Below are 22,544 nucleotides of genomic sequence, written 5' to 3' on the forward strand. Positions count from 1 at the left end.
GCCAGCGGAAGGTACACGGCCACGCGTCTCTTCGCCGAGGTCAGCGGGTCAGATGCCGAACTCCGCCGCCGGCAGGCCAAGCGCAGCGCACGCCTCGCGGATGATCTGCTCCTCGGCAGGCTCGATGAAGCCGTCCGCACCCGCGACCACGATGCCGGTCTGGATGACAGCCCGTGCCTCGGTGGGCTTCTTCGCCACCTTGACGACCTCCTGAAGCACCGCCGCCTTGCCCATGACGAAGCCGGCCGAAAGCTGGTCGACGTGCTTGTTGAAACGCTGGCGGAGCTGGTCGGCGGGGAAGTTCTGAAGGACGTCGTTGGTGAGGATGAGTGACTCGACGTGCTGGCGCTCGGCCGGATCGACCCGTCCGTCAGCGGCGGCCACCAGCGCGCACATGGCCATGCTGGCGTCCCTAAAGGCGCCGCTCTTCAGCTCCGTCTTCAGCGACGTGAGCTGAGTCTTCAGCGCGCTCACGAGCTCGGCCCTGGGACCGCCCCCGGACCGTGCGCCGGACGGCCCATGGCCGCCGGAGCCGCCGCGCCCCCCTTGGGCCTGCTGCAGACCTCTGGTCGCCTGGTCCTTGATCCGATCCCACATCGCCACTCGTGCCACCTCAGCTTCTGCCACGTCGTCCCTCGTTGGACACGCATCATCGTGCAACACCCTGCTAACGCCTTCCACACACTGTGAAGTTCCACCACCACCACGACTGACACGACGCCCTCAGAAGTCGTTGTCTTCCGGTCGTGACCGTTGAGATTCCGCTGGTCAGGAGTGAATTCCGCGTCGGTGCGGGAGCGTTGGGGCGTCGGGTTGCTTCTTGATTGGTGGGGGTTGTCGGCGTACACGTGAACGTGCCCCGTCACGTACGAATGAACGTGCCCACTTGCTGACGTACCGAGGACTGATCGTGGGCAGTCTGCTGCCGGCCTGTGAAGGGGCGGCGGAGGGCGGCTGACCGTGGTCTTGGACCCGCAACGATGGATGGAGCTTCGACGCTTCCGCGGGCTGTTCGAGTCCGGGGCGATGAGCCTGTCGGAAATCGCGAGGGAGAACGGGCTCAATCGCCGCACGGTCCGCAAGTACCTGTCCTCTGAGAGCCCGGCCGCCCCGCCTCGTCGGGCTGCGCCCGGACACGGCCGTCGGCGGAGGTGGACGAGGTCGCGCCTCTGATCGACGCAATGCTGCGGTCCGAGATTTTGATCAAAGGTGCCGTGGTTCACGAGCGGCTGGTGGCCGAGTACGGCTTCACCGGCACCTACCAGCGGGTCAAGCTCTACATGCAGGAGGCCCGGCCGCGGATCGCGGAGGAACTGGGTATCAGCCCGGGCGAGCTGGCCGGCTTGCGCCGCAGGTTCGAGGTCGTGCCTGGAGCGCAGGCCCAAGTCGACTGGGGGGACGAAGGGCAGATCCTCGCCCACGTGGGCATCCCGAAGGTCTACTCGTTCCACATGACCTTGTCCTACTCGCGAGATCCGTTCTGCTGCTTCATCACCAGCCAGGACCTGGCCACCTTCTTCGACTGCCACCGAGGCGTTCGCCCCTTTCGGCGGGGTGCCGATGTCGATCGTCTACGACCGCACCAAGACCGTCGTCCGCCGCCACGTCGCACCGGGCGAGGCCGTTCCCCTGCACCCGGAGGCGGTCGGGTTCGCCGGGCACTACGACTTCGACATCGACGTGCTGGCCGCCTACCGCCCCACCGGGAAAGGCCGCGTCGAGCGGCAGGTCCTGATCGTCCGCGACCACGTCCTTGCCGGCCGGTCGTTCTCCTCCATCGAGGAGCTGGACTCCGCTTTCAACGCCTGGGTGCCGTTGCGCCGGGCGAAGTCCCACGGCACCCACGGCGAAGTCATCGGGCACCGCGCGATCCGCGACCACATGGCCCTCAGGCCCCTGCCGGCGACACCTTACGTGGTCACCCAGCGTGCACCTTCGCTACGTCGGCAAGGACTGCCTGGTCGCCTTCGACGCGAACCTCTACTCAGTGCCGGCCCGGAAAGTCCGCCCGCGCCAGCTGGTGGAAGTCAGAGCAACTAAGTCCCAGATCACGCTGCATTCCACGTCCCCGACACCAACGGCGGCACCCTGCTGGCCATCCACCCAAGGGCCGTCGGCCGCGGCGCCTGCGTCGTCGACGAGAAGCACTGGGACGGTCTTCCCGACGGCCGGAACCGGCGGACCACCACCGGTGACATCCCTCCGCAGCCCCGTCATCAGAACGCACTCGCCGAGGAGACGGCCGGCTCGCTGATGGCTCTCCTGAACCGCGCCGCGGCCGTCCGCGTCGAGGTCGGCCGCAGACCTCTATCGGTCTATGACGAACTGACCGGAACCCGTCCCTTCACCACCCACCCCACGCCGGAGGAGCCCAGTTGAGCGAGCTGGTCAGCACCCGAATCCGCACCAGGCCGCCAAACTCGGCCTCCCCCACCTGGCCGAGAGCCTGAACCAGTACACCGGCCGGGCAGACGAGGCCAAGATGGGCTACCTCGACTTCCTCGACCTGGTCCTGGCTGAGGAACTCGCCATTCGTGACGACCGGCGCTTCCGCCAGGGCCTGCGGCTGTCCAAGCTGCCGCACCACAAGACGCTCGACGAATACGACTTCTCCTTCCAGCCCGAACTCGATCCCCGGAAGATCAAAGACCTCGCCACCCTCGCGTTCGTCGAGGCCAAGGCCAACGCGCATCTGGAGGGGGCAGACCCGTTTGAGGCTCGTCTGGAAGGAGCCAGGATGTCAGGTGCTCACCTGAAGAAATCGAATCTGTGGAGTGATTGCCTGAAATCGGCAGTCCTGGAAGGCGCCCACTTGGAGGGGGCACTGCTGTGGTCCGCGGGGCTGAGCGGCGCCGACCTTCGCGGCGCCAATCTGGGGAACGAAGGACCTAGCAGTCGAACAATTGACCGAGGAGTAATTGTCAATAGTTGTGGATCGGTTGACGCGTGATCAGGCTGCGGCGACCTCCTCGCGTTCGACCAGGAGTTCTCGAACTTGGCGCCGGAACGGAGCCAGCGCGACCAGGTGGGCTCCGGTAAGTCCGCGCCAGCGGTCCTGCGGGGACTCCACCAGCTTGAACACCATCGCCAGGGCCGCGGCCGGACTGCCGGCCCCGCCATGACGCGGGTGCGACGGGCTCCTACCATTCGAGCGGCGGATCGGCGACGCATTGGTCGTAGTACTCCCAGCAGGCCTGGCTGCACCGCTGCCACTCGTAGAAGTTGTCCGCCAGGGGTTCGCAGTCGCGCAGGCAGTTGTCCACGCGCTGGTTGCAGAAGATCAGCTGTTGACGCTCCTCCTCGGTGAAGCTAGGCACGATCCGCTCGGCGGCGGCGCGGCGCAGGCTCCGGGTGGGCCGGCCTGTCGTGTACCGGCCGGAGATCCGGCGGACGGCCGCCTCGGCGTGGAAACCGGGGATGGTCATGGTGTCGCTCCCGTCAGGGTGATCCGGACGAGCAGGCCGCACCGACCGCAGGTCGGCCGACGCCCCCGAGTGAGCAGCCCTCACTGTCCAGGTTACGCGCAGGGTGCGCGCGCCAAGGTGCACGACAGAGCGGGCTGGCGCAGTCTGGAATCAGCGCGAGTGTGTGTGAGTCCTCGTGCCCAACTGCCCATCCCCCACCACTGTTCGTCACTGTCCGTTCCCGGATCTCCGGTTGCTACCCGGTCGTTTCCGGCAGTTCTCCCGGCCGGGCTGCCGCGGACCGCGACCGCCCGCCACCCGAGGGGTGAGAAGGATGACCGAGGGTGAGAAGCAGGACGGCACCGCCCGGGCCGGCGAACACCGCCCGCACCGGGTGCGCCTTCCCGGCTTCGTCACGGACGAGTCCATCGGCCTCGGGGACGCCGTCAAGCGCGTGACGAGCACGATGGGGGTGAGGAAGCCCTGCGGCGGCTGCGAACAACGCGCGGCCGCGCTCAACCGATGGCTGGTGTTCTCGACGGGTCGCGGTCACCGATCGTGAGGCCCACGGCCCGTACGGCACGAGCCCCGCAAGGCACAAGGAGTCACCCATGGACCACCCGAAGGAACCCGCGGCGGACCTCCCGACAAGTCCCCCGACAGATCTCCCGGCGGACCTCCCGACCGGTCCCGCGACGGACTCGCCGATCGCCCAGGGACACCCAGTGCATCCGGACCCAGTCCTCGCGCTGGCCGCCGCCGACGCCGCCATCGTCCCGACCTGTGCCGAATGCGGGGCCGCGCGGACGGAGCAGGTCGCACCGAACGCCGCCAAGAACTACGTGTACGTGCTCGGCCAGGTCGACTTCCGGGTCCCGAGCCTGGCGGTCGAGAAGGAGGTCGCCCAGGCGGTGGCCCGGTCCGCGAACGCGAACCTGACGGACCGGCAAGCCGTCTGCGCGGCCATCGCGCGGCCGGAGAACCGTTACCTCGCACGGCAGTTGTGCTACGTGCTGAGCGTCCAGGGCATGGAGACGTACATCCTCCGGCCCCGGGATCCCGTGGACTTCGACCGGCTCGTCGAAGCCGTCCGCCCCGAACCCAAGGGCACCGACCTGGATGTGGTCATCGGACACCGGGGGCCGCTCGCCCCGCCGTCGCTCTGCAACGGCCTGACCCTCCCGGTTGTGGCCTTCGAGCAGGTCTACTCCTTCACAAGCGACGAGCTGATCGCGGAGATCGGCAAGCCGGAGGGGACGAGCGACGAGTGGTTCACCCGCTCGTCCAACGAACTGTTGCGCCGTGTCATGCAGTTGGGGGACAACGCGGGCGACACCGACGAGCACCGCGCCATCAACTACCTCGCGGTCCGGTACCCCCGCGTCTATGAGAAGACCGTGGAGGCGTTCGCCGCCGACGCGAGCCTCAGCGGGGTCGTCTTCCGCGAGTCCCGGCTGAGCGGTGCCCGCCGGGTCCTCGACGTCGTGCTCTCCTACACGGGCCGCCAGACGGACGTGACCGAGAAGTTCTTCGTCCGGGTGGACGTGACCGAAGTCTTCCCGTTCCTGGTGAACAAGCTTGCTCCCTACTACGACCGTTGATCCGTGCCGCCCAACCGGCGCGGGACCAAGGAGGTGTGAGAGATGAGTGTTCCGGGCTTCACCGCCGAATCGGCGCTCCAGCGGACCGGCGGACACTATCGGACATCCGGCGGTGGCCGTGCCGGCCGCCTGTCCGCTGTCATCCCGCAGGACGATTCGGCGGGATTCTGCAGCATGGTGGAGTGCCCCTTCATCTGCCGCTCGGCGTGCCGTGACAACCCCTACGGCTTCCGGTGCCAGGAGTGCCTGAAGGACTGCCGTCATGAGTGCAACAATCCCGGCTCCGACGGACCGCTCACGCGTCGCGTCGCCGTGAACGTCTGGTGAGGACGGCCTGGACGGCCCGAGGATGACGACACACCGAGGACGGTGCGATGGCGGAACCGCTGGAACAGACCGGGCTCGCGCGCCTGATGGCGCGCGGCGCCGGTCGGCCGGAGATCGTCGTGGCGGTGGTCGACGGCCTCGTCGCCCTCGGCCACCCGGGACTCGCCGGCGGACACCTGCGCGTGCTGCCCGGCGGGGCCGGCGACCAGGGCGGGCAGGGTGACGATCCCTGCCGCCCGACGGGCGACGACGCGTCCTGCCGCCACGGTACCCACGTCGTCGGACTCCTCGGCGCCGGCCGGACCTCGCGGCCGCCCGGCATCTGCCCGGGCTGCACCTTCCTGCTGCGCCCCATCTTCGCGGCGGGCCGCGTCACCGGCCGACCCGCCGCCCCCGCCGTCCCGGTCACCCCGGCCGCGCGGCCGGAGGACCTCGCGGCCGCCATCGTCGAGTGCGTCGACGCCGGCGCTCGGGTGCTGAACCTGAGCGTCGCGCCCGACCGCCCCTCCAGCACGGACCACCGCGAGCTGGAGTGGGCGCTCGACCACGCGGCCAACCGGGGCGTGATCACGATCGTGGCCGCCGGGAACCAGGGCGCGGTCGGCACCTCCGTCCTCACCCGCCACCCGTGGACCGTCCCCGTGGTCGCGTACGACCGGCGGGGCCGGCCGATGAACCTCTCCAATCTGGGCGGTTCGATCGGCGCACGCGGCCTCGGTGCTCCGGGCGAGGGAGTCGTCGGCCTCGGCGTCGACGGCCGCCCGCTGGCGGTCACCGGCACGAGCGCGGCCGCCCCGTTCGTGGCCGGCGCCGTCGCACTGCTCCTGTCCGCCTTCCCCGCCGCCCCACCCGCCGACGTCCGGTCCGCCCTCCTGCTCACCGCCGTCGGCCCCCGCCGCACGGTCGTCCCGCCCTTCCTGGACGCCTGGGCCGCGTACACCGCACTCGCCCGGACCGGCAACGCCCCCCTCCCGCACGGCAACCGGCCGCTCAAGAATCCGGAGTCCCTCTGCTGATCACCGTGTTCCTCATCGATGCGCCCCCGACCGGCAATATCGAGGGAGGATCGCCAGGGGATGGTGGCTCGGTTGGTGCGGACGGCGGCCTGTCTCAGTCCCGCGGCTGCAGGAATTCCTGGATCCGGGCCATGGTGTCCTCGGTTCTTGTGTGCACGTGACCGGCCATGCCGAGTGACCTCGCGGTCGCGACGTGTCCTGGGGTGTCGCCGATGAAGAGTGTCTGATGAGGGACGGCCCCCACGCGCTGGAGGGCCGTGGTCCGGACAGCCCGGCCGGGGTCGACGCAGCCGGCCGCCGGGTGACTTCTGAGTCAGGGCCGCAGGTCGGCGTAGAGCCGTGCGATCACACCCGGCCCTCCGGGGACGCGCCGTACCCGCGGTGTCCCCGACGTCGCCCAGCGCCGGCTGAGTTCCTCGACGGCCGACTGGAGGGTCGCTTCGTCGGTGGCGGTGATGTCCAGGACGATCAGGCCGGGCTCGCTGACGTGGATCGGGTCAATCGGTTCCATGCCCGCCAGAACGCCCCTCGGAAGGCCGGAGCGGCCCTCACGGTCTCGCTGGGAGCCCTCGCGCTGCCGGCGTCCACTGGCTATTCCCGCCACGGTGGTATCCGGATGCGCGCGGAGTGGCGGAGGCCGGCCGACTCCTCCCGGTCGGGTTTCGAGGGCGCGTTCGCGGATAGGCGGCGTCCGTCGGGAACAGCGATTTCTCGGAGGGGACGCCGCAGCACCGACCCGCGGACCGGGAGCGACACGGCCCCCGAAACCCCTCCGGTCGGGGCTTCGGCGCGCGTGAGCCGTCGAGCGGCGAGGGGAGGGCCCGGATGAAGGCGACCGGGGAGGACAGGCGTGGGGCGAGGCGCCCCCGGGCACGCGTGTGGCGCGACGTGGTGCTGGCGGTCGGTCTCATAGGGATATGCGCGGGCGGGCTGGCCCTCTTCCTCAAGACGGCGGAAGTGGCGGGAGACCGCAGATCGGGTGTCCCGGCCGCCGTTCTCGTGGCGGTCGCCGCCCTGGGCGTCCTCGCGGTCGGACTCGCGGTGACCCGGCGCGGAAGGGCACCCGTACGGAACCGCGCGAGCGCGCGTCCCGCCGGCCTGCCGGACGACCCGGCCCCCGCCCCGGACGTGCCCGACGTCGGAGCCGAGGCCCTCGATCACGCGGCGGTCGACGCCGACGGCTTCGAGCACGCGGTCGCCGCGCTCTGCGCGCGGGACGGCTGCACGGCGGTGGAGGTGGTCGGCGGAGCGGGCGACCTGGGCGCCGACGTGGTCGCGGTGACCCTGGACGGGCGGCGGGTCGTGCTCCAGTGCAAGCACTACGCGGAGGACAACCGCGTCGGCTCCCAGGACCTGCAGAGGTTCGGCGGCACCTGCTTCACCATCCACGAGGCGGATGTGGCCGTGGTCGTGACCACCAGCTCGTTCACGGCGCCCGCCGCCGAGTACGCCGGCACCTGCGGGATCATCTGCGTGGACGGCGAGGCGCTGGCCGCGTGGACGGACCAGCTCACCCCGGCCCCGTGGGACGCGCTCACCCCGGACCCGACGGCACCGGTCGCCTGAGCGCCCGGGTCACCTGTCATCGGTGGCCCCACCGGCGGCATCGGCGGCGGCGTCGAGGGCCTTGAGCCCGTCCCGCCGGCGTCCGCTCGGTGGTGCTCTGCTCCCACCAGGGGTCCCCGCGTTCACCGAGAGCGACCTTCGCCTGGTGCACGCGCGCGCGTGCCGCCCGCTCCGCCTCCGTGTCGTCCTTCCGTCGCGCCGCCGCCACGCCTCGGCGGGCCGCCATCAGATGGCCGCGCAGCCGCCCGGCGGGCTCCGGAGGGATCTCGGGATCGGTGGCACGCCAGCGGCGGCCGTCGACGACGATGTAGCGCCCGTCGGGCGTACGCTCCGGTTGCGACCCCGTCGGCATCGCCTCGATGTGAACCAACCGGTGCAGGACGGGCAGCAGCGCGCGGGGCACCTGTCCGGTGCCGGTGCCCAGGTCCAGCAGGACGGGGTCGGTTACGCCGTGCTGGGGGGCGGCCAGGAGGTGGACTGCCCCGTCCGGCAGGCCGGGACGGTGGCGGGCGTAGTCGGCGGCCTCGGCCCCGAACAGGGCATCGTCCAAAGCGGCCGCAGGGGCCGGCTGGTCGGGGCGGGTCACCGTGAATCTCCAGGAGTGTGGGGAAGTCGCCAGGTCAGGGCGCCGTTCGGGCTGGTGGCCCGCTGAACGTCGTCGGTGTCGAGGTGGAGCCGGTAAGCGGCCGGTTCGCCGCCCGACCGCCAGCGGGCGGCGGCGTCCTGGATCTCCGCCCAGATGTCCCGTGGGCCGCAGGTCGTCACGTCCCACCGGCGGTGGCCAGCGGCCCGCACGCGCATCCACGACCCGCACTCGGGCGCGCCGATCGTCAGGTCCTCGGCGCCGAAGTGGCGCACCAGCCCGGGGTGCAGGGCGTCCAGGGCCAGCCACATACCGCGCGCCGTGCCCGCCGGCGGCGTGAGCCGGGTGCGCTGCGTTGGCCCGTCGGCCGTGGTGATCGTGTCGCGGAAGGCGGCGGACAGGAACAGCCGGTCGAAGCCGGCACCAGCGCGGTGCCCGAACTCGACCGCGCGCAGTTCCGCCTCCACGGTCCCGTCCGGTCGTTTGTCGATCACGGCCAGGCCCGGCCACGACGGCGACGACGTCCCGAGCGTCATCAGCGCGCGCCCGCCCGGCGCCAGCTGCTCCACCAGGGCTGTCGGTACGCGGCGGACGGCGAAGGAGACGAAGACCCGGTCGTACGGGCCCGCGTCGGGCCAGCCTGTGGTGCCGTCCCCGGTCGCCGCGGTCGGCTGGTAGCCGAGTGCGGACAGGCGCTCGCGGGCGGCGGCAGTGACGTGCGGGTCAATGTCGAGGGTGACGACGCCGGCGTCGCCGCACACGAAGCACGCCACCGCCGCGGTCACCCCAGCGCCGGTCCCGACGTCCAGCAGGCGCTGCCCGGGCCGCAGGTCCAAGAGTTGGAGCAGGTCCGCGGTCATGCCCATCGTGCTCGACATCGCGGTCATGGAGCCCCCGCGACGCGACCCGGCAGTACGGCCCAGGACCGGCTCGCCCTCATGCTGGATCGCGACGCTGTCCCCGCTGTGCAGTCGCTCCAGCAGCTCCTCTTGGTCGGCCGGGCGGGTCCAGTCCAGCAGATCCCAGCGTGGCGGAGTCTCGTCCGCGGCGCTGCGCCGCACGTAGGCCTGAGGCATCAGGACCTGGCGGGGCAGTGCGAGCAGGGCCTCGCGCACAGGCCCGGGGCGCAGCTCTCCGCTCTCCTCGAGCCGGGCGACCATCGCCGCCCGGGCGTCCGCGGCCACGGAGGTGTCGCCCGTGGGCTGCGCCGGCAGGAAGGGCGCGGCGGACTGGGAAGGTTCACTGCGCCTGTTGCACTCCAGGGGCTCGGGTAGGGCGGGCACGGCAGACGTCACCGCTGCGGCGTGCGGCACCTTGTTCACGTGGCATCTCCTCCGGGCGAGCGGTCGGGACGGTCGTCTTCCGTATGTGCGGGTGCGGGTACGGCCGGAGAGGGCATCCGCAGTGCGAGCGGCGACGGCACGGGATCGCCGCCTGTGCCGGGCGCGGCGGGCGGCGGGCGGCGGGTCCGGCATGTGCCGCAGCGCGCGCAGCGGGGAGCGGGCGAGGGCTGCGAGGGGGACGAGCAGCAGGAAGGTCCCGGCGGTCAGGGTGGGCCGCGCTCCGATCCATGTGCCCAGGCCGCCGGCGAGCAGCGCGGCCACGAGACGGGCGCCAGCCGTCAGCCACGTGCTCACGGTCTGCATCCGGGCCTGCATCCCGGCTGTGGTAATGATCTGACGAATCGATCGCTGGGTGGTGCCCGCGGCACCAGCGCAGGCCAACTGCAGGAACAGCGCCGCTCCGATCGCGATCTGCCATCGAAGGCCTGGGGAGGCGAGCAGCAGCGGGAGCTGGGTCAGCGGGGTGATCGCGAGCGTGGTCAGCATCATCGGCCCCGGGCCCCACCGGTGGGCGAGGGCAAGGGGCGGTCAGTGCCCCGGCGGTCTCGTCCAGGGCGCCCAGGGCGAGAACTACACCGAAGGCGGTCGCGCTCACCGTGAGAGTCCGCAGCAGGTTTGTTTCCGCGGAGACCGTGTCCCTCGCAGGTCGTGTCGCTTTGGGCTAGAGCCGAGCCTGTGGCGCGTGTGGCGCTATGACGGAGCACGGTGTCCGATTCCCCGCTGTGGGTGTGGCGAACATCATGTCTCGCCGAACTCGGCTGCCGAGGAGAACTCTACGGGCGGGAGGCGCCTGGGCGGTTGGTTTCGGTGCTGCCCGCTGATGCGTTGTCCGGTGTCAGGAGGTGCGGCAGGTTTCGCAGCTGCTCTGCATCCCGGCTCGCGGCCCGTCGCCGTGGAGGCGGAGGCGGCCGGGCTTGACGCAGGTTTCGCAGGTGTGTTCGGAAGCGCGGTCGCCCGTTCGGCGAACTTGCCGTCGCGATCACCCTCTTGAGAGCGGCCGGCGTCTCCAGTGCCAGGGCATTCCGCCATCACCCGGCTGCCCGCCCGGGCTAACGGCGCCGCCTGCGCGGATCGCGGCGACGTAGCCGCCGGTCGGGTACGCGTCCGGCGCCAGATCGCAGTCCTGCTGACACGTTGATGTCGGCTGCGCAACCGCCTCCGCCTGGCCGCGGATGCTTCGGCGCCCACGCGTGCCGTCGACGTACACCCGCACCGCCCCTTGATCAGCCTGCTTCCGTCAAGGCTGCGTGCGCGGCGTCGAGGATCTCTCCGGAGAGCGGGGAACCCACGGTGGCCCGGGACAGGATCAGCGCACCGAACAGGGTGCAGAGGCGGACGATGCCGTCCTGGTCATCGGTGGCGAGGAAGCCGGCGAAGTCGGCCACCCCCTCGGCGTAGACGCGACGGGCCTCGCGCCCCCCGCCCTCGCGCGCGATGTCGGTGGCGAGGGCTGCGACCGGGCAGCCGTCCGCCGGGTCGTCGCGGTGCTCGACGGAGAGGTAGGTGTCGATCAGCGCCTGCTGGGCGGCTTCGCGCTGCCCGTCGTGCCGCTCGAGCCCGGCGCTGTAGCGCTGGGTGAGCTCGGCGAAGGCGTGGGCGGTGGCCTCGTCGACGAGCGCCTCCTTGGAGGCGAACTGCTTGTAGAACGCGCCATGGGTCAGACCAGCCGCCTTCATCAGGTCGGCGACGCTGACCTGCGTGCCCTGCTCTCGGAACAGCCGGGAGGCGGTGTCCACCACCCGCCTGCGATTTTCCTCCGCCTGCGCCTGCGATACGCGGCCCATGGCCACCTCCCGTTTGGATGTCGACTGGCATCTATCATAGTCCTGTGTTTAGATTGTGCTTGCAATCTAATTGACGCGGGTGCTCCGACGGCGCCCGCCGAAGGACAGGAGCGAGCATGGAACTCAAGAACGCGGTCGCGGTGGTCACCGGCGCCAACCGGGGCCTCGGGCGGCACCTGGCCGCCCAGCTCGTGGAGCATGGCGCCAAGGTCTACGCGGCGGCCCGCCGTCCCGAGACGGTCGACCTGCCGGGCGTCACCCCGCTGCGCCTCGACGTGACGGACCAGGAGTCGATACGGGAGGCCGCCCGCATCGCCTCCGACGCGACACTGCTGATCAACAACGCCGGCATCTCCACCGGCGCGACGCTGGTCGGAGGCGGCCTGGACGAGGTACGTCGCGAGATGGAGACCAACTTCTTCGGCCCGCTCGCCGCGACCCGGGCCTTCGCCCCTGTCATCGAGGGCAACGGCGGCGGTGCCGTACTCAACGTCCTGTCCGCCCTGTCCTGGTTCCACCCGGCCGGCCTCGGCTCCTACGCGGCCTCCAAGGCCGCCGCCTGGGCGCTGAGCGACGCGACCCGTGAGGAGCTGGCACCGCGCGGGATCACCGTCTCGGCGCTGCACGTCGGCTACATGGACACCGACATGGCCGCCGGCGTGCCCGCCGATCAGAAGGTCGCCGCCGCCGACGTCGCGGCCCAGGCCCTGGACGGCATCGAGACCGGCCTGCCCGAGATCCTCGCCGACGAGACCAGCCGGTACGTCAAGCAGAGCCTGTCCGCGGCACCCCAGCCGAACGCGGGCTGACGCTCGCCCCTCCACCCCGGCGCGACCGCCTTCCCACCCCTCAGGCAAGGACATCTCATGCGTTACACGGCCTTCGGACACCGGACCGGACTGCGCGTCTCCGAGTACGCGCTCGGCACCGCGAACTTCGGCACCGGCTGGGGCGCCGGCGCCGAGCCCGACGAGGCCCGCCGCATCTTCGACCGGTTCGCCGAGGCCGGCGGCACCTTCCTCGACAGCGCCGACGGCTACCAGTTCGGCGAGTCGGAGGAACTGACCGGCAAGCTCGTCTCCGCCGACCGCGAGCACTTCGTCCTGGCCACCAAGTTCGCCCTCGGCGCCGCCCCGCGGCCGGACATCTCCAAGACCGGCAACAGCCGCAAGAATCTGGTCGCCTCCGTCGAGGCCAGCCTGAAGCGCCTGGGCACCGACTACATCGACCTGCTGTGGGTGCACTTCCCCGACCAGCTCACTCCGATGGAGGAGCTCCTGCGCGGTCTCGACGACCTGGTCAGCGCGGGCAAGATCCACCACGCCGCGCTGTCCAACTTCCCCGCCTGGCGCGTCTCCCGCGCGGTGACCCTCGCCGACCTGCGCAACCAGTCCCCGATCATCGGCATCCAGCACGAGTACAGCCTCGTCGAGCGCACCGCCGACCGGGAGCTGCTGCCGATGGCCGAGAGCCTCGGACTCGGCGCCGCGCTGTGGTCCCCGCTCGGCGGCGGACTGCTCACCGGCAAGTACCGCAGCTCCGCCGAAGGGCGCCTCAGCGACCTGGGCATGGTCATCCACACCGAGAGCACCGACCAGAAGACCGCCGTCGTCGACACCGTCCTGGCCATCGCCCAGGAGACCGGTGCGACGCCCGCCCAGGTGGCGGTGGCCTGGGTCCGCGAGCACGCCGCCCGCTCCACGGCCACGCTGGTCCCGATCATCGGCCCGCGCAACCTCTCCCAGCTCGACAGCTACCTCGCAGCCCTCGACGTCCAGCTCACCGACGAGCAGTACGCGCGCCTCGACAAGGTCAGCGCCATGCCGCTCGGCGTACCGCACGAGGGCGTCGCGGGCTCGCTGGGACACCTCCAGGGCGGCGACGCGAGCAGCGTCATCGCCCCGGTCGTGCCGGTGGCCTGAGCCCGGAAACACGACCGAAGCAGAGCTCTCCGCGCAGGCACTGGCCACTGCCGTGCCGACGCGGAGCGCGCGGACTAGAAGAACACCACAAACCGTCTTGCAACGAGACAAAACCCTCACGGACAGAACACCCCTCCCGCTTGGACGGGAGGCCACACGAACGGAGATGACGATGAAGGCCTTCATGGTCGAGAAGTACGGTGACGCGTCCAACATGCGTGCCGCCGAGATACCCGACCCCCAGGTGGGCGCCGACGACGTCCTGGTCAGGATCGACGCGGCGAGTGTCAACCCGCTGGACATGAAGATCCGCGACGGTGACCTCAAGCAGATCCTGCCCTACCGTCTCCCGCTCGTCCTGGGCAACGACCTCGCCGGGACCGTCGTCCGCGTCGGATCGTCCGTCACCCGCTTCGCGGTGGGCGACGAGGTCTACGCGCGGCCCGACAAGGACCGCATCGGCACCTTCGCCGAACTCCTCGCCGTCCACCAGGACGACCTGGCGCCCAAGCCCGCCACGCTCACCATGACCGAGGCCGCCTCCCTCCCCCTGGTCGCGCTGACCGCCTGGCAGGCCCTGGTCGAGCGGGCGAACGTCCAGCCGGGCCAGAAGGTCCTCATCCACGCGGGCGCCGGCGGCCTGGGATCCATCACCATCCAACTGGCCAAGGCACTGGGCGCGCACGTGGCCGCCACCGCGAGCACCGCCAAGGTCGACCTCGTCAAGGACCTCGGCGCGGACGAGGTCATCGACTACCGCACCCAGGACTTCTCCGAACTCCTCACCGGCTACGACCTCGTCCTGGACTCCCTCGGCGGCGAGAACCTCGCCAAGTCCCTGCGCATCCTCAAGCCCGGCGGCCTGGCCATCTCCGTCGCGGGCCCGCCCGACCCGGCCACCGCCCGCGAACTCGGCTCGAACCTGGTGCTCCGCCTGGGCATCGCCGCGCTCAGCGCCAAGACCCGGCGCCAGGCCAAGCGTCTCGGTGTCACGTACTCCTTCCTGTTCATGAAGGCCAGTGGCGACCAGCTGCGCGAACTCACCCCCCTCATCGACGCCGGGAAGATCCGCCCCGTCGTCGACAGCGTCTTCCCGTTCGACGAGACCCTTCAGGCCATGGAGTACGTCGAAAAGGGCCGCGCAAAAGCCGGCAAGGTCGTCGTCTCCATGACGTGAACCCAGGGCAACGGCCCTGTTCGATGGCGGCCTCCCACCACTTCCACCCGCCGTCGAATCGGTCCGCGAATGTGTCCATGTGGACAGGCTTCCATGCACGATGCCGCAAGCATTCAGGGGCGCCGATCAGTAGATCGCCCCATCAAGGAGACAGGCTCTAGCCCCACCGCCCGGTGGGCCAGCGCCTCCACCTGGACAGTGGTCGTAGCCGGCCCGGCTCCCGCCTCGGATACCGTGTTCCTCTACGGGGTGCCATAACGGATGTGACGCCCCCCACCGGAGGTAGTCAGCGTATGAGTTCAAAGCGCAGCAAGAATCCAGCCCTGCCCGTACTTGACGACGCATTCCGACTCGCGTCGGTCAAGGACGCCGAAGAGTCCACCCGTGACTTGGCCGCGCGGCTGGCCACCACCGAGCTGCGCCGCGTTTCCCACCCGGGCCGGGTCACCTGGGAGCCCACCGATCAGGCCGAGCCCGTACCGGTCCCGCCGACTGTGGTCGACGGTGACGGGGACCTGTGGCTGCGGGACCGGGGCACTGGCACCTGGACCATGCCCGAGTTCAACCCGAAGGAGTTCCCGGCCCGCTGTGGCGAGGTTCTGACGTGGAACCAGCTTGCCCGCGAGTTCGGCCCGCTTACCGCACTGGCCGACGACCGCCGCATCGGCGGCGGTCGGCGTCGCTGACCGCGCAGCCTTCTGTGGGATGACCGCGCCCCTGAGCGCCCGTTACGGGTAGCTGGGAGCTCCAGCTCACCGCCGAGCTCGACGATGGCGGCGAGCAGGTGAGCGTGGTGGTCGGTCACGATGTCTCCATGTTGCAGCCGGATACGTCGTCGCTGTCCGTGGGGTCGGGGTGGAAGAAGCGGGTGTAGCGGAGTCCGGTCTCCGGAGTGATGTTGAACACCGCGCACAGGTGCTGTGGGTCAGCGCCGGTGACGGCGGCCTCTTCGAGGATTCGGTCCTCGCGCAGTTGCTGGGCGGTGACCGGGAGGCCGCGCAGCAGAGGCTGCATCCAGCCGGTCGTGACCGGGGCCCGGGTATGCGCGGTCCGCGAGCTGATGAACACGTGAGGGTTGCGGGTATGTGGCCAGCGCTGGTGCCGGAGGTGGAAGTAGTCGACGGCGGCCTGCTGGGTGAAGGCGTCGAGAGGGTGATCGATGTCGCCGAGCGTGAGCCGGCCGCGGGTGAAGTCGATGGCGGTCAGGGGCAGCGCTCGGGCCTGGTGCGGGTAGAGCGCATGGATGCCGACGAGGGCGATCAGCAGCTTCAGGGCGGGGTTGGTCTCGGCGGCTGCGGTCAGACGCTGGATCGTTTCGGCCAGGGCGCGGTCGCGCTCGCCGGACGGTTACCCCGGCCCCGGCGCGGGCCGGTCGCCGTCGCGCCGCAGCTGGCGGCCGTGGACCGGGAGGTGTTCTTCGACCATCTGCGGGGCACGACCGAGGCGGCGGCCCGGCAGGGCGAGGGCGGGGTGCTGCTCGGTCTCCTCCGGCCCCCAGATCGCGTCGTTGAACCAGCAGGCCCACACGACCTCGCGCGCGGAGTTGATGACGACCGCGGCGATGGCGCCGTCGTCGGCCAGGGCGCCCTCGTCCACGGCGGTGCGACCGCGCTCGACCGCCTTCTCCGCGCTGCGGTAGAGAGTGGTGGCCCGGCCGTGGGGCGGCTCCTTGCCGGTGATGGTGTAGAGGACCCGATGGGTGCCGACGGCCTCGGGCCACCGCTTGCGGGCCGCCTGCCGCGACAGGTCTCCGGCGGCCTCCCCGAGCTGGGCGTAGCTTGCCCCGGCCCGTCCGGCGCGCGCGGCGGCGCCGTCGACCAGGTGGCGTGCGGCAACGCCGGCCTCGGTGGCGACCTCCATGTAGACGAGGTGGAGTCGCCTGGCCGCCGCCGAGGTGGGGGCGAGTCCGTTCACGGTGCTCGGGCCCTTGCCCTCGCCGTATCCCATGCGCCTTCTGGTCTCGCGCCAGACCATGTCGCGCACCTCAAGGACTGACAGCCAGGTCAAGTTCGGTGACGTGCTGTCGGGCAGTACCTGGAGGAAGCGCAGCGGCGGGGCGGGGCCATGGCGAGCGTCTCGCGGATAGCGAGCGCGCAGCGGGGGTCACGTGGTGCCAGCGGCTGCGCCTGGACGTCACGGCCGAGGATGCGTCCCGCATCGGGTGCCGGAGCACCCCGGCCCTGGTCCACCGCCCGGTCGCGTGATTGATCCGCTGTGGCTCGGGCTCAGGCGGTCGCGTGGATGCGCGTTTCGGGGCCGTGCCAGTCCAGGCACAGGACGGTCGCGTCGTCTCTCGGCGGCTGGCCGTCATAGACGTCGGTGACCGCGCCGACCAGCGCGCGTACAACCTCCCGCGGGTGCTCGTCGGCCGTCTTACGAAGGAGGCCGGGCAGGTCGACCGCTTCGGCTTCGCGTTCCTGCATCCCGTCGGTGTGGAGCAGGAGGCGGTCGCCGGGGCGCAGGTCGAGGTCCTGGACCTCGTAGATGCCCGGGTGGTGGCCGAAGCCGAAGGGCATGTTCACGGCCAGGTCAAGTTCGGTGACCGTGCCGTCGCGCAGGAGGAGGGGACTGGGGTGGCCGGCGTTGACGAGCTGGGCGCCGCTGCCGTCGAGGGCGATCCGCAGGAGCTGGCCGGTGACGAAGGTGCGGTGGCCGTGGTCGAGGAGGACCTGGTGGGCTTGGCGGGCCTGCTCGGCGAGGTCTTCTCCGGCGCGGCGGGCACCGCGTGAGGTGTTGACCAGGAGGGTGGCCATCAGGGAGGCGTGGACGTCGTGGCCCATGGCGTCGGTGATCGACAGGTGCAGGATGGCGTTGTCGAGGCTGTAGTCGTACGTGTCACCTGCAATGGTGGCGGCCGGAACCAGAGCGCCGGCCAGCGTGAACTGGGGAGCTTCGCAGGCGGCGGCGGAGGGCAGGAGCTGGCGCTGGATCTCAGCGGCGACGCTGACGGTGGTGGTGCGGTTGCCCCAGTGGTAGAGGTCGGTGAATCGGCGGTCGGTGACAATGATGTAGGCCAGCGCGTGCGCGGCCTCCTCTACCTGGGCGAGGACATCTGGGGTGACCTCGGTGAGGAACAGCTCCAGGACGCCGATGGTGTCGCCGCGGTTCGTCACCGGGGCCAGGACCCGCTGCCCGTGATCGCCCTCCGGCGCACGCACCAGCTGCTGGGTGCGCAGGACCTTGTCGTAGATGCTGCTGTCCACGAGGGGAATCCGCACGGCGCGGTCTTCCAGATGCGTGCCCTCCGTGTCGTGGACGCGCAGCATCCGCCGGCCCACGATGTCGACGAATAGGAACGACACATACCGGGCACCGAACCGGTCCCGCAGATTACGTGCGACAACGTCGAGGGAGTCCACCGGCGCGGCAGTCTCCGCCGCCGCCAGTACCTCGGCCAGCCCGATCCGGTCACGCGCCACATCAGCCTCCAGCAGGGGTTGCGGGTTCTCCTTCCCGCGAAACGACATCGCCATTCTGGCTCCCGGCCCGGCAAAGGCATCGCGGCGCAACCAAGCTCGGAAGAAGGCCCTGGTCACGGACTGGTCGGCCACTGGACGAGGCGATGCGCTCCGAGCTCGGGCCGCAGGGAATCTGGATCAACAACGCTGCGCAGGCGGTGGATGAAACAGTCGAAGCGATCATGATTGCGACCGGTGCCGTCCAGCTCGGCAGTCGATCTGGCGACGATGAAGTCTTCCTCACTTTTCAGGGAGACCTTCCGGAGGGTTCTGTCCTCTATCCGCTCGACGACTGGGGGCACCACATAGCCGGCCTGGTCATGACCGCCGCAGACGAAGTCCTGGGGCCATGCCACCACCAGGTCCGGACAGACGACAACTTGTACGGCATCGGGACCTGCAGCTTCGGTCACACGACCCCCATCGCGCTTCGGCACAATACGGCTTACAGCAGGCCTTCTGATGGTCTGCGTGAGCATGACTTGGCCATTCGTCGCTCGTAGCAGCACCAGTCCGTCACGGCCTGTCAGCGTGAACTACCAGGTCGTTGGGGCTACACCGCTGACAACCCAGCCGACGAATCTCCACTGCCAGTCCCCCATCGACCATCACGCACTTCCACCGCCACGCACGACACACACGCTGCCCCCGGATCAGGCCGGGGCGGGCGTGGTGCCAGGGTCGGCCGGACTGCCGCCGAGACGCACCTCGGGCGGGTCGGGCTACGCCAGAGGAACCTGAATGGGACACGAAGCTCGGAAAGCGCCTGAGGAGGACCAGGGCCAGGAGCCCTCCAAGGCCGTGCTCAAGACCTGCCATGGACAGTCCCACACAACAGGCCCTCCCACTAGGGAAAACAGCCTGTGAGCCACACAGGGCGGCACACACCACGGGGCGGGGCCGGCCCCCCGCTCACCACGAGGGGGGCACGCCTACGGGACCGACCCACAGGCCAGCACCTGCCCGCCCGCGGCGTGGACCACGGCCCCGACCAAGCGTTGCTGTTCGCGCCACCCGAGGAACCATCCCCACAAGTGCGGGGAGCAGACTCCGTGACCTGCAGTCTTACCGCACAGCACCCCCACCTGAACCACTTTCACCGAAACCGGCAAACCAGACACCCTCTCCCCCGCACACCGAACCAACCCCACGGACACGAAGAACAGAACGCGCAACAGATCCTTCACTCACCTGCTTGGCGCCATCCTCTTCCCGGTCGCGCAGCAGGTCGATCGGCCGGTGTATCTCGACATCCACCAGGACAGTCCCGCAGTGCCGTCCCTTGCGAATCGCGTACTCAGGGAACCCGTACGGGACTGGGAAGGCTCCCGGGCACCGCCCCAAGGCTTTCCGGCGCGGCCCCGTCCTCCGCCCCGTGGCCCTCCGGCGCGCCGAACCACGCCACCGCGACCGCGCCCACGACCGCGAGGACAAAGCCGAGGACGGCGAGCCAGGCGAAACCCGGACGTGAGGCATCGCCCAGCCACCACACCCCGATCATGCCGGGAAGCACCGTCTCGCCGACCACCAACGCCGCCGTCGCCCCGTTCACCGAGCCGATCTGGAGCGCGACGGTGTGCAGATACATGCCGCCGATCCCGGCGACGAGGATCGCGTACAGCGCCGGGTCGGTAAGGAGCGTGCCGAGGTCGAAGGGGTCTACGCCGTTCAGGATCCGCACCCCGACGCCCAGCGCGCCGAAGCCGAGCCCAGAAAGCAGACCGGCCAGGATCGCCGCCCGCGCGCCCAGGAGTCGTACGAGAACTGTGCCACCCGCCATCAGGAGCAGGGAGATCGCGAGCAGCCACCAGTGCGTGGCGACCTGAGTGTGCCCACTGCCCTCCGGGCCCGCGGCGCTCGCCAGGAGTACCAGCGCGGAGCAGACCACACCGATCGATGTCCACTCCGCGCGGGTGAGTCGGATCCCGAGCAGCCGGACGCTCAGGACCGCCGTGACGACCAGATTCGCGCTGATCACGGTCTGGGACAGGAACAGCGGCAGCAGCCGGGCCGCAAACGCCCCGAGACCGAAACCGATGAAGTCCAGGATCGTGCCGACGACGAACTCCCAGGTCGTCGCCGCCTTCGCGGTGGAGGACAGACTCGGCCCGCCGCGCTCCGTGAGCCGACCCGCGGCCGCCTCACGCCGGGCGGACTTGCGCGACCCGACGGCCTGCAGGACGGAACCCGTGCCGTAACAGATCGAGGCGGCGATGGCGGTCAGCAGTCCTACGAGCACCGAGTGGCTCCATTCCGGAAGGGTTGGTACGGACTGCCAGACGTGGCATCGGGCATCGAAGTTGCCTCCTACAGCCACCCACAGTGATCATCTGCCCTACCAGCCTCCTTCCGGGCTGTCGCCGCCCCCCTTCCAAGGCTTCCGACCGCACGAGCGGGGGGGAGCGGCTCGGCGAACGTGAGCGTGGACCTCCGTCGGAACCATCCCCGCGCGGGCGGGGAGCAGAGGTAGAGCCACAGCCCTTGTGACTGAGCGCTTCAGTTGGCCCCATCGGCCATGTAGAGCGCTCAGGCCGCGAGGTTCTGCCCAGGGAAGCGTCGAGCGGCGCATCCGTATCCGGAAGGTGGACCTTTGCGGAGACTGCGGTCTGGGAGCGGCCTACATGGGCTGACCTGCGACGGCTCGGCGTCCTGACGTTGACTGGCCCCCTATCAGGTCTTGCTCCGCACCCGCCGGCGCCGGCCTGGCGGCCGTCCAGACCAGCGGACGGGCGACGTCACGCAGGGACGCCGAGCGGCGGGTGCTCGAGCACGCGGGGCTTGTACTCGACCAGCTGGATGCGGCCGTCGAAGGTGCGGTGCTCGATCATCTCGAGGGCAACGTCCGGATAGCCGTCGTAGATGCGTTCTTCGCCCGTGTTCCCGGTGATCACCGGGAACATTACGACCCGGAAGCGGTCGACGAGTCCGGCTCCTAGCAGGGACCGGCACAGGCTGAGGCTGCCAATCGTACTGAGGAGCCCCGAGCCACTCGACTTCATGGCGCGGACCGCCTCGACGGCGTCGTCGCGGACGAGCGTGGAGTTGGCCCACGTCAGTGGCTCTTCGAGTGAGGAGGAGAACACCACCTTGGACGCTTGCGTGAGCTCGTCGACGGACGCCTCTTCTTCGGGCCTGAACTCGTCTTGGCCACTGGGGACCTGGCCTGCAGCGAAGCCCGACATAAGGCGGTAGGTGTTCGCTCCCATCAGGTAGGTGGCCTCGGGCTGCTCGCCGAGCCATGCGAGGTACTCCGGGCCCTCGAGGCCCCAGAACCCGGGCCATCCCTCTCCCGATGCGTGGCCGTCGAGGGAGGTGATGAAGTCGACGAGAAGCTCCGACATGACGGTGTCCTTTCCTGGGGTGTCACGAGCTTGGACCGGCCGGGAGCCACAAACTCATCGACCGCGCCGTGGAGTAACGAGAAACCCATGACGCTGCAGCCGAACAGATCGGCGGGGCGCCACCCGCGGACGGCCCGGGCCCACCATCACGCTCAGCCGGGCCAAGTACAACGCTCAGGGGCCTGCTTGCGGTAGGCGTACACGCCAGCCAGCGCGGCGCCAGTCAGAGTCAGGATGGCGAGGGTGGTGGTCCTGATGGCGTCCGAGGTGTTGGCAACGAGGCGGTCCACGACGAAGCGGTAGATCACGTGACCGGCGCCGCTGACCGCAGCAACGGCGAGCGGGGCGACGATCCGTACTCGCATCAGGCGCGGGGCGTGCCATCCACCCGACGCCTGGCCCTGGTGGTACCACCTCAGCTTGCCTGTCACCGCTTCATCATGGACTCGCCTCGCCGACGCCCGGCGACCGACACGGCCATTCGGCGGCGAACCCGGAACTTCGACCACTCCCCCGACGGCTGAAGTGACTGAGCAACATCCGCTCCAACAGAGCAACCTCCAGAATCCGCAGTTCAGGACCACTCCCCCGACCCCAGAGCTCCTTCCTTGAACCCCCGAAAGCGCTCAGCTGATGGGAGCAATCCGCAGGTCACGCTCAGGACTTCTGCTCAGTCCAACAGAGCCGCAACGGTTTTCTCGTTCGATGGCCCGGCTGTGGCGCCACTTGCTGAGCCGGCCGCATCACGTACATTCTGCGGGCACGTCGGACCTCGTACGGGCGTGACCGTCACACCAACATCAGAGACATCAACCGGGGCGACCAGGACATCGGCCAGCTGCGGTAGCAAGCTCGCCAGTCCGGGTCCGTGGACGGGAGCGTGGTGTGGTCATCGTGGTCCTTTCACGGGTGGTGGCGAGCGGTACGGCCGGCTGGCCCGGCGGGTCGGCGCAGCCCTACGCCGGTCTCGTGTGCTGCCGGGAGGTAAGGGCGGCGGTACGCGAGACCGGCGGGTGCAGGCT

At 70.2% G+C, this 22,544-nt stretch carries 22 protein-coding genes and 3 pseudogenes; 11 read left to right on the top strand and 14 right to left on the bottom strand.

Translation table 11 applies throughout. The annotated features are described in order from the left end of the window. Window positions 1-48: 48 nt before the first annotated feature. A complete protein-coding gene (locus ACFWWU_RS28825; RefSeq protein WP_384149486.1) occupies window positions 49-603 on the bottom strand; it encodes a tellurite resistance TerB family protein in 555 nt (184 codons plus the stop codon). A gap of 357 nt (window positions 604-960) precedes the next feature. Here ACFWWU_RS28825 and istA point away from each other — a divergent pair. From istA to ACFWWU_RS28840, 3 genes and pseudogenes are all read left to right on the top strand, one after another. Beyond that, window positions 961-2,379 (top strand): annotated as a pseudogene (istA, locus tag ACFWWU_RS28830) (IS21 family transposase). Next, window positions 2,376-2,701, top strand: a pseudogene (locus tag ACFWWU_RS28835) (ATP-binding protein); the annotation flags it as partial. The pseudogenes istA and ACFWWU_RS28835, both read left to right, overlap by 4 nt. A gap of 21 nt (window positions 2,702-2,722) precedes the next feature. After that, window positions 2,723-2,950, top strand: coding sequence for a pentapeptide repeat-containing protein (locus ACFWWU_RS28840; protein ID WP_384149488.1), 228 nt, complete (start codon window positions 2,723-2,725; stop codon window positions 2,948-2,950). On the opposite strand, the gene ACFWWU_RS28845 is transcribed toward ACFWWU_RS28840, so the two are convergent. Together ACFWWU_RS28845 and ACFWWU_RS28850 are read right to left on the bottom strand one after the other, a co-directional pair. Further along, the gene (locus ACFWWU_RS28845) at window positions 2,951-3,085 is read right to left on the bottom strand and encodes a hypothetical protein (RefSeq protein ID WP_384149283.1); all 135 of its coding nucleotides are present in this window, start codon (window positions 3,083-3,085) and stop codon (window positions 2,951-2,953) included. It lies immediately after the preceding gene. A 55-nt stretch (window positions 3,086-3,140) separates the two neighbouring features. Further along, window positions 3,141-3,425: a hypothetical protein gene (locus ACFWWU_RS28850; RefSeq protein WP_319770496.1), complete on the bottom strand. Its 285-nt coding sequence runs from the start codon at window positions 3,423-3,425 to the stop codon at window positions 3,141-3,143. 313 nt (window positions 3,426-3,738) lie between these two features. Here ACFWWU_RS28850 and ACFWWU_RS28855 point away from each other — a divergent pair, with 313 nt between their 5' ends. The 3 genes from ACFWWU_RS28855 to ACFWWU_RS28865 all read left to right on the top strand — a co-directional run bounded on the left by ACFWWU_RS28855 (window position 3,739) and on the right by ACFWWU_RS28865 (window position 6,348). Then, on the top strand, window positions 3,739-3,966 hold the full coding sequence (locus ACFWWU_RS28855; protein WP_384149285.1) for a hypothetical protein: 228 nt from the start codon (window positions 3,739-3,741) through the stop codon (window positions 3,964-3,966). Window positions 3,967-4,129: 163 nt separating this feature from the next. Continuing rightward, window positions 4,130-5,005, top strand: coding sequence for a hypothetical protein (locus ACFWWU_RS28860; RefSeq protein ID WP_384149287.1), 876 nt, complete (start codon window positions 4,130-4,132; stop codon window positions 5,003-5,005). 374 nt (window positions 5,006-5,379) lie between these two features. Continuing rightward, window positions 5,380-6,348, top strand: a complete 969-nt coding sequence (locus tag ACFWWU_RS28865) for a S8 family serine peptidase (RefSeq protein ID WP_384149288.1) — start codon at window positions 5,380-5,382, stop codon at window positions 6,346-6,348. A 313-nt stretch (window positions 6,349-6,661) separates the two neighbouring features. Here ACFWWU_RS28865 and ACFWWU_RS28870 read toward each other — a convergent pair whose 3' ends face one another. After that, on the bottom strand, window positions 6,662-6,859 hold the full coding sequence (locus ACFWWU_RS28870) for a DUF6207 family protein (protein ID WP_384149290.1): 198 nt from the start codon (window positions 6,857-6,859) through the stop codon (window positions 6,662-6,664). Between the two features lie 365 nt (window positions 6,860-7,224). On the opposite strand from ACFWWU_RS28870, the gene ACFWWU_RS28875 reads away from it, so the two are divergent. Next, window positions 7,225-7,914 (top strand): restriction endonuclease, encoded by a 690-nt coding sequence (locus ACFWWU_RS28875; protein ID WP_384149292.1) that lies wholly within the window; start codon window positions 7,225-7,227, stop codon window positions 7,912-7,914. A 9-nt stretch (window positions 7,915-7,923) separates the two neighbouring features. Here ACFWWU_RS28875 and ACFWWU_RS28880 read toward each other — a convergent pair. From ACFWWU_RS28880 to ACFWWU_RS28890, 3 genes and pseudogenes are all read right to left on the bottom strand, one after another. Beyond that, a pseudogene (locus ACFWWU_RS28880) lies at window positions 7,924-8,266 on the bottom strand (hypothetical protein). Between the two features lie 230 nt (window positions 8,267-8,496). Next, complete coding sequence (locus ACFWWU_RS28885; protein ID WP_384149294.1) at window positions 8,497-10,329, bottom strand: protein-L-isoaspartate O-methyltransferase; 1,833 nt, start codon at window positions 10,327-10,329, stop codon at window positions 8,497-8,499. A gap of 734 nt (window positions 10,330-11,063) precedes the next feature. After that, window positions 11,064-11,624, bottom strand: a complete 561-nt coding sequence (locus tag ACFWWU_RS28890) for a TetR/AcrR family transcriptional regulator (protein ID WP_384149296.1) — start codon at window positions 11,622-11,624, stop codon at window positions 11,064-11,066. A 116-nt stretch (window positions 11,625-11,740) separates the two neighbouring features. On the opposite strand from ACFWWU_RS28890, the gene ACFWWU_RS28895 reads away from it, so the two are divergent. The 4 genes from ACFWWU_RS28895 to ACFWWU_RS28910 all read left to right on the top strand — a co-directional run bounded on the left by ACFWWU_RS28895 (window position 11,741) and on the right by ACFWWU_RS28910 (window position 15,409). Then, window positions 11,741-12,433 carry an SDR family oxidoreductase gene (locus ACFWWU_RS28895; RefSeq protein ID WP_384149298.1) on the top strand — a complete coding sequence of 231 codons (693 nt, stop codon included), beginning with the start codon at window positions 11,741-11,743 and terminating at the stop codon, window positions 12,431-12,433. A 57-nt stretch (window positions 12,434-12,490) separates the two neighbouring features. Beyond that, on the top strand, window positions 12,491-13,546 hold the full coding sequence (locus ACFWWU_RS28900; RefSeq protein WP_384149300.1) for an aldo/keto reductase: 1,056 nt from the start codon (window positions 12,491-12,493) through the stop codon (window positions 13,544-13,546). 172 nt (window positions 13,547-13,718) lie between these two features. Then, window positions 13,719-14,723 carry an NADP-dependent oxidoreductase gene (locus ACFWWU_RS28905; RefSeq protein WP_384149490.1) on the top strand — a complete coding sequence of 335 codons (1,005 nt, stop codon included), beginning with the start codon at window positions 13,719-13,721 and terminating at the stop codon, window positions 14,721-14,723. A 293-nt stretch (window positions 14,724-15,016) separates the two neighbouring features. Beyond that, window positions 15,017-15,409 (top strand): hypothetical protein, encoded by a 393-nt coding sequence (locus tag ACFWWU_RS28910; RefSeq protein WP_073775444.1) that lies wholly within the window; start codon window positions 15,017-15,019, stop codon window positions 15,407-15,409. A 115-nt stretch (window positions 15,410-15,524) separates the two neighbouring features. Here ACFWWU_RS28910 and ACFWWU_RS28915 read toward each other — a convergent pair whose 3' ends face one another. From ACFWWU_RS28915 to ACFWWU_RS28945, 7 genes are all read right to left on the bottom strand, one after another. Further along, complete coding sequence (locus ACFWWU_RS28915) at window positions 15,525-15,737, bottom strand: hypothetical protein (protein ID WP_141746920.1); 213 nt, start codon at window positions 15,735-15,737, stop codon at window positions 15,525-15,527. Window positions 15,738-16,070: 333 nt separating this feature from the next. Next, complete coding sequence (locus ACFWWU_RS28920) at window positions 16,071-16,730, bottom strand: hypothetical protein (protein WP_384149303.1); 660 nt, start codon at window positions 16,728-16,730, stop codon at window positions 16,071-16,073. Between the two features lie 218 nt (window positions 16,731-16,948). Then, window positions 16,949-18,142: a PP2C family protein-serine/threonine phosphatase gene (locus ACFWWU_RS28925; protein ID WP_384149492.1), complete on the bottom strand. Its 1,194-nt coding sequence runs from the start codon at window positions 18,140-18,142 to the stop codon at window positions 16,949-16,951. A 113-nt stretch (window positions 18,143-18,255) separates the two neighbouring features. Continuing rightward, a complete protein-coding gene (locus tag ACFWWU_RS28930; RefSeq protein ID WP_384149305.1) occupies window positions 18,256-18,660 on the bottom strand; it encodes a hypothetical protein in 405 nt (134 codons plus the stop codon). 818 nt (window positions 18,661-19,478) lie between these two features. After that, a complete protein-coding gene (locus tag ACFWWU_RS28935; RefSeq protein ID WP_384149307.1) occupies window positions 19,479-20,420 on the bottom strand; it encodes a hypothetical protein in 942 nt (313 codons plus the stop codon). Window positions 20,421-20,916: 496 nt separating this feature from the next. After that, complete coding sequence (locus ACFWWU_RS28940) at window positions 20,917-21,522, bottom strand: dihydrofolate reductase family protein (RefSeq protein ID WP_384149309.1); 606 nt, start codon at window positions 21,520-21,522, stop codon at window positions 20,917-20,919. A 152-nt stretch (window positions 21,523-21,674) separates the two neighbouring features. After that, entirely contained in the window at window positions 21,675-21,953 is a 279-nt protein-coding gene (locus ACFWWU_RS28945; RefSeq protein WP_384149311.1) for a hypothetical protein, read from the bottom strand. Between the last annotated feature and the right edge of the window lie 591 nt (window positions 21,954-22,544).

Source organism: Streptomyces sp. NPDC058650, from assembly GCF_042717315.1.
Taxonomy (GTDB): Bacteria; Actinomycetota; Actinomycetes; order Streptomycetales; family Streptomycetaceae; genus Streptomyces.

Coding starts and splice junctions, on each gene's coding strand:
- ACFWWU_RS28850 (WP_319770496.1), bottom strand. CDS start 3,425: ATGACCATCCCCGGTTTCCACGCCGAGGCGGCCGTCCGCCGGATCTCC.
- ACFWWU_RS28845 (WP_384149283.1), bottom strand. CDS start 3,085: ATGGTGTTCAAGCTGGTGGAGTCCCCGCAGGACCGCTGGCGCGGACTT.
- ACFWWU_RS28905 (WP_384149490.1), top strand. CDS start 13,719: ATGAAGGCCTTCATGGTCGAGAAGTACGGTGACGCGTCCAACATGCGT.
- ACFWWU_RS28885 (WP_384149294.1), bottom strand. CDS start 10,329: ATGATGCTGACCACGCTCGCGATCACCCCGCTGACCCAGCTCCCGCTG.
- ACFWWU_RS28940 (WP_384149309.1), bottom strand. CDS start 21,522: ATGTCGGAGCTTCTCGTCGACTTCATCACCTCCCTCGACGGCCACGCA.
- ACFWWU_RS28910 (WP_073775444.1), top strand. CDS start 15,017: ATGAGTTCAAAGCGCAGCAAGAATCCAGCCCTGCCCGTACTTGACGAC.
- ACFWWU_RS28865 (WP_384149288.1), top strand. CDS start 5,380: ATGGCGGAACCGCTGGAACAGACCGGGCTCGCGCGCCTGATGGCGCGC.
- ACFWWU_RS28870 (WP_384149290.1), bottom strand. CDS start 6,859: ATGGAACCGATTGACCCGATCCACGTCAGCGAGCCCGGCCTGATCGTC.
- ACFWWU_RS28915 (WP_141746920.1), bottom strand. CDS start 15,737: ATGCAGCCTCTGCTGCGCGGCCTCCCGGTCACCGCCCAGCAACTGCGC.
- ACFWWU_RS28930 (WP_384149305.1), bottom strand. CDS start 18,660: ATGCTCACGCAGACCATCAGAAGGCCTGCTGTAAGCCGTATTGTGCCG.
- ACFWWU_RS28855 (WP_384149285.1), top strand. CDS start 3,739: ATGACCGAGGGTGAGAAGCAGGACGGCACCGCCCGGGCCGGCGAACAC.
- ACFWWU_RS28900 (WP_384149300.1), top strand. CDS start 12,491: ATGCGTTACACGGCCTTCGGACACCGGACCGGACTGCGCGTCTCCGAG.
- ACFWWU_RS28890 (WP_384149296.1), bottom strand. CDS start 11,624: ATGGGCCGCGTATCGCAGGCGCAGGCGGAGGAAAATCGCAGGCGGGTG.
- ACFWWU_RS28895 (WP_384149298.1), top strand. CDS start 11,741: ATGGAACTCAAGAACGCGGTCGCGGTGGTCACCGGCGCCAACCGGGGC.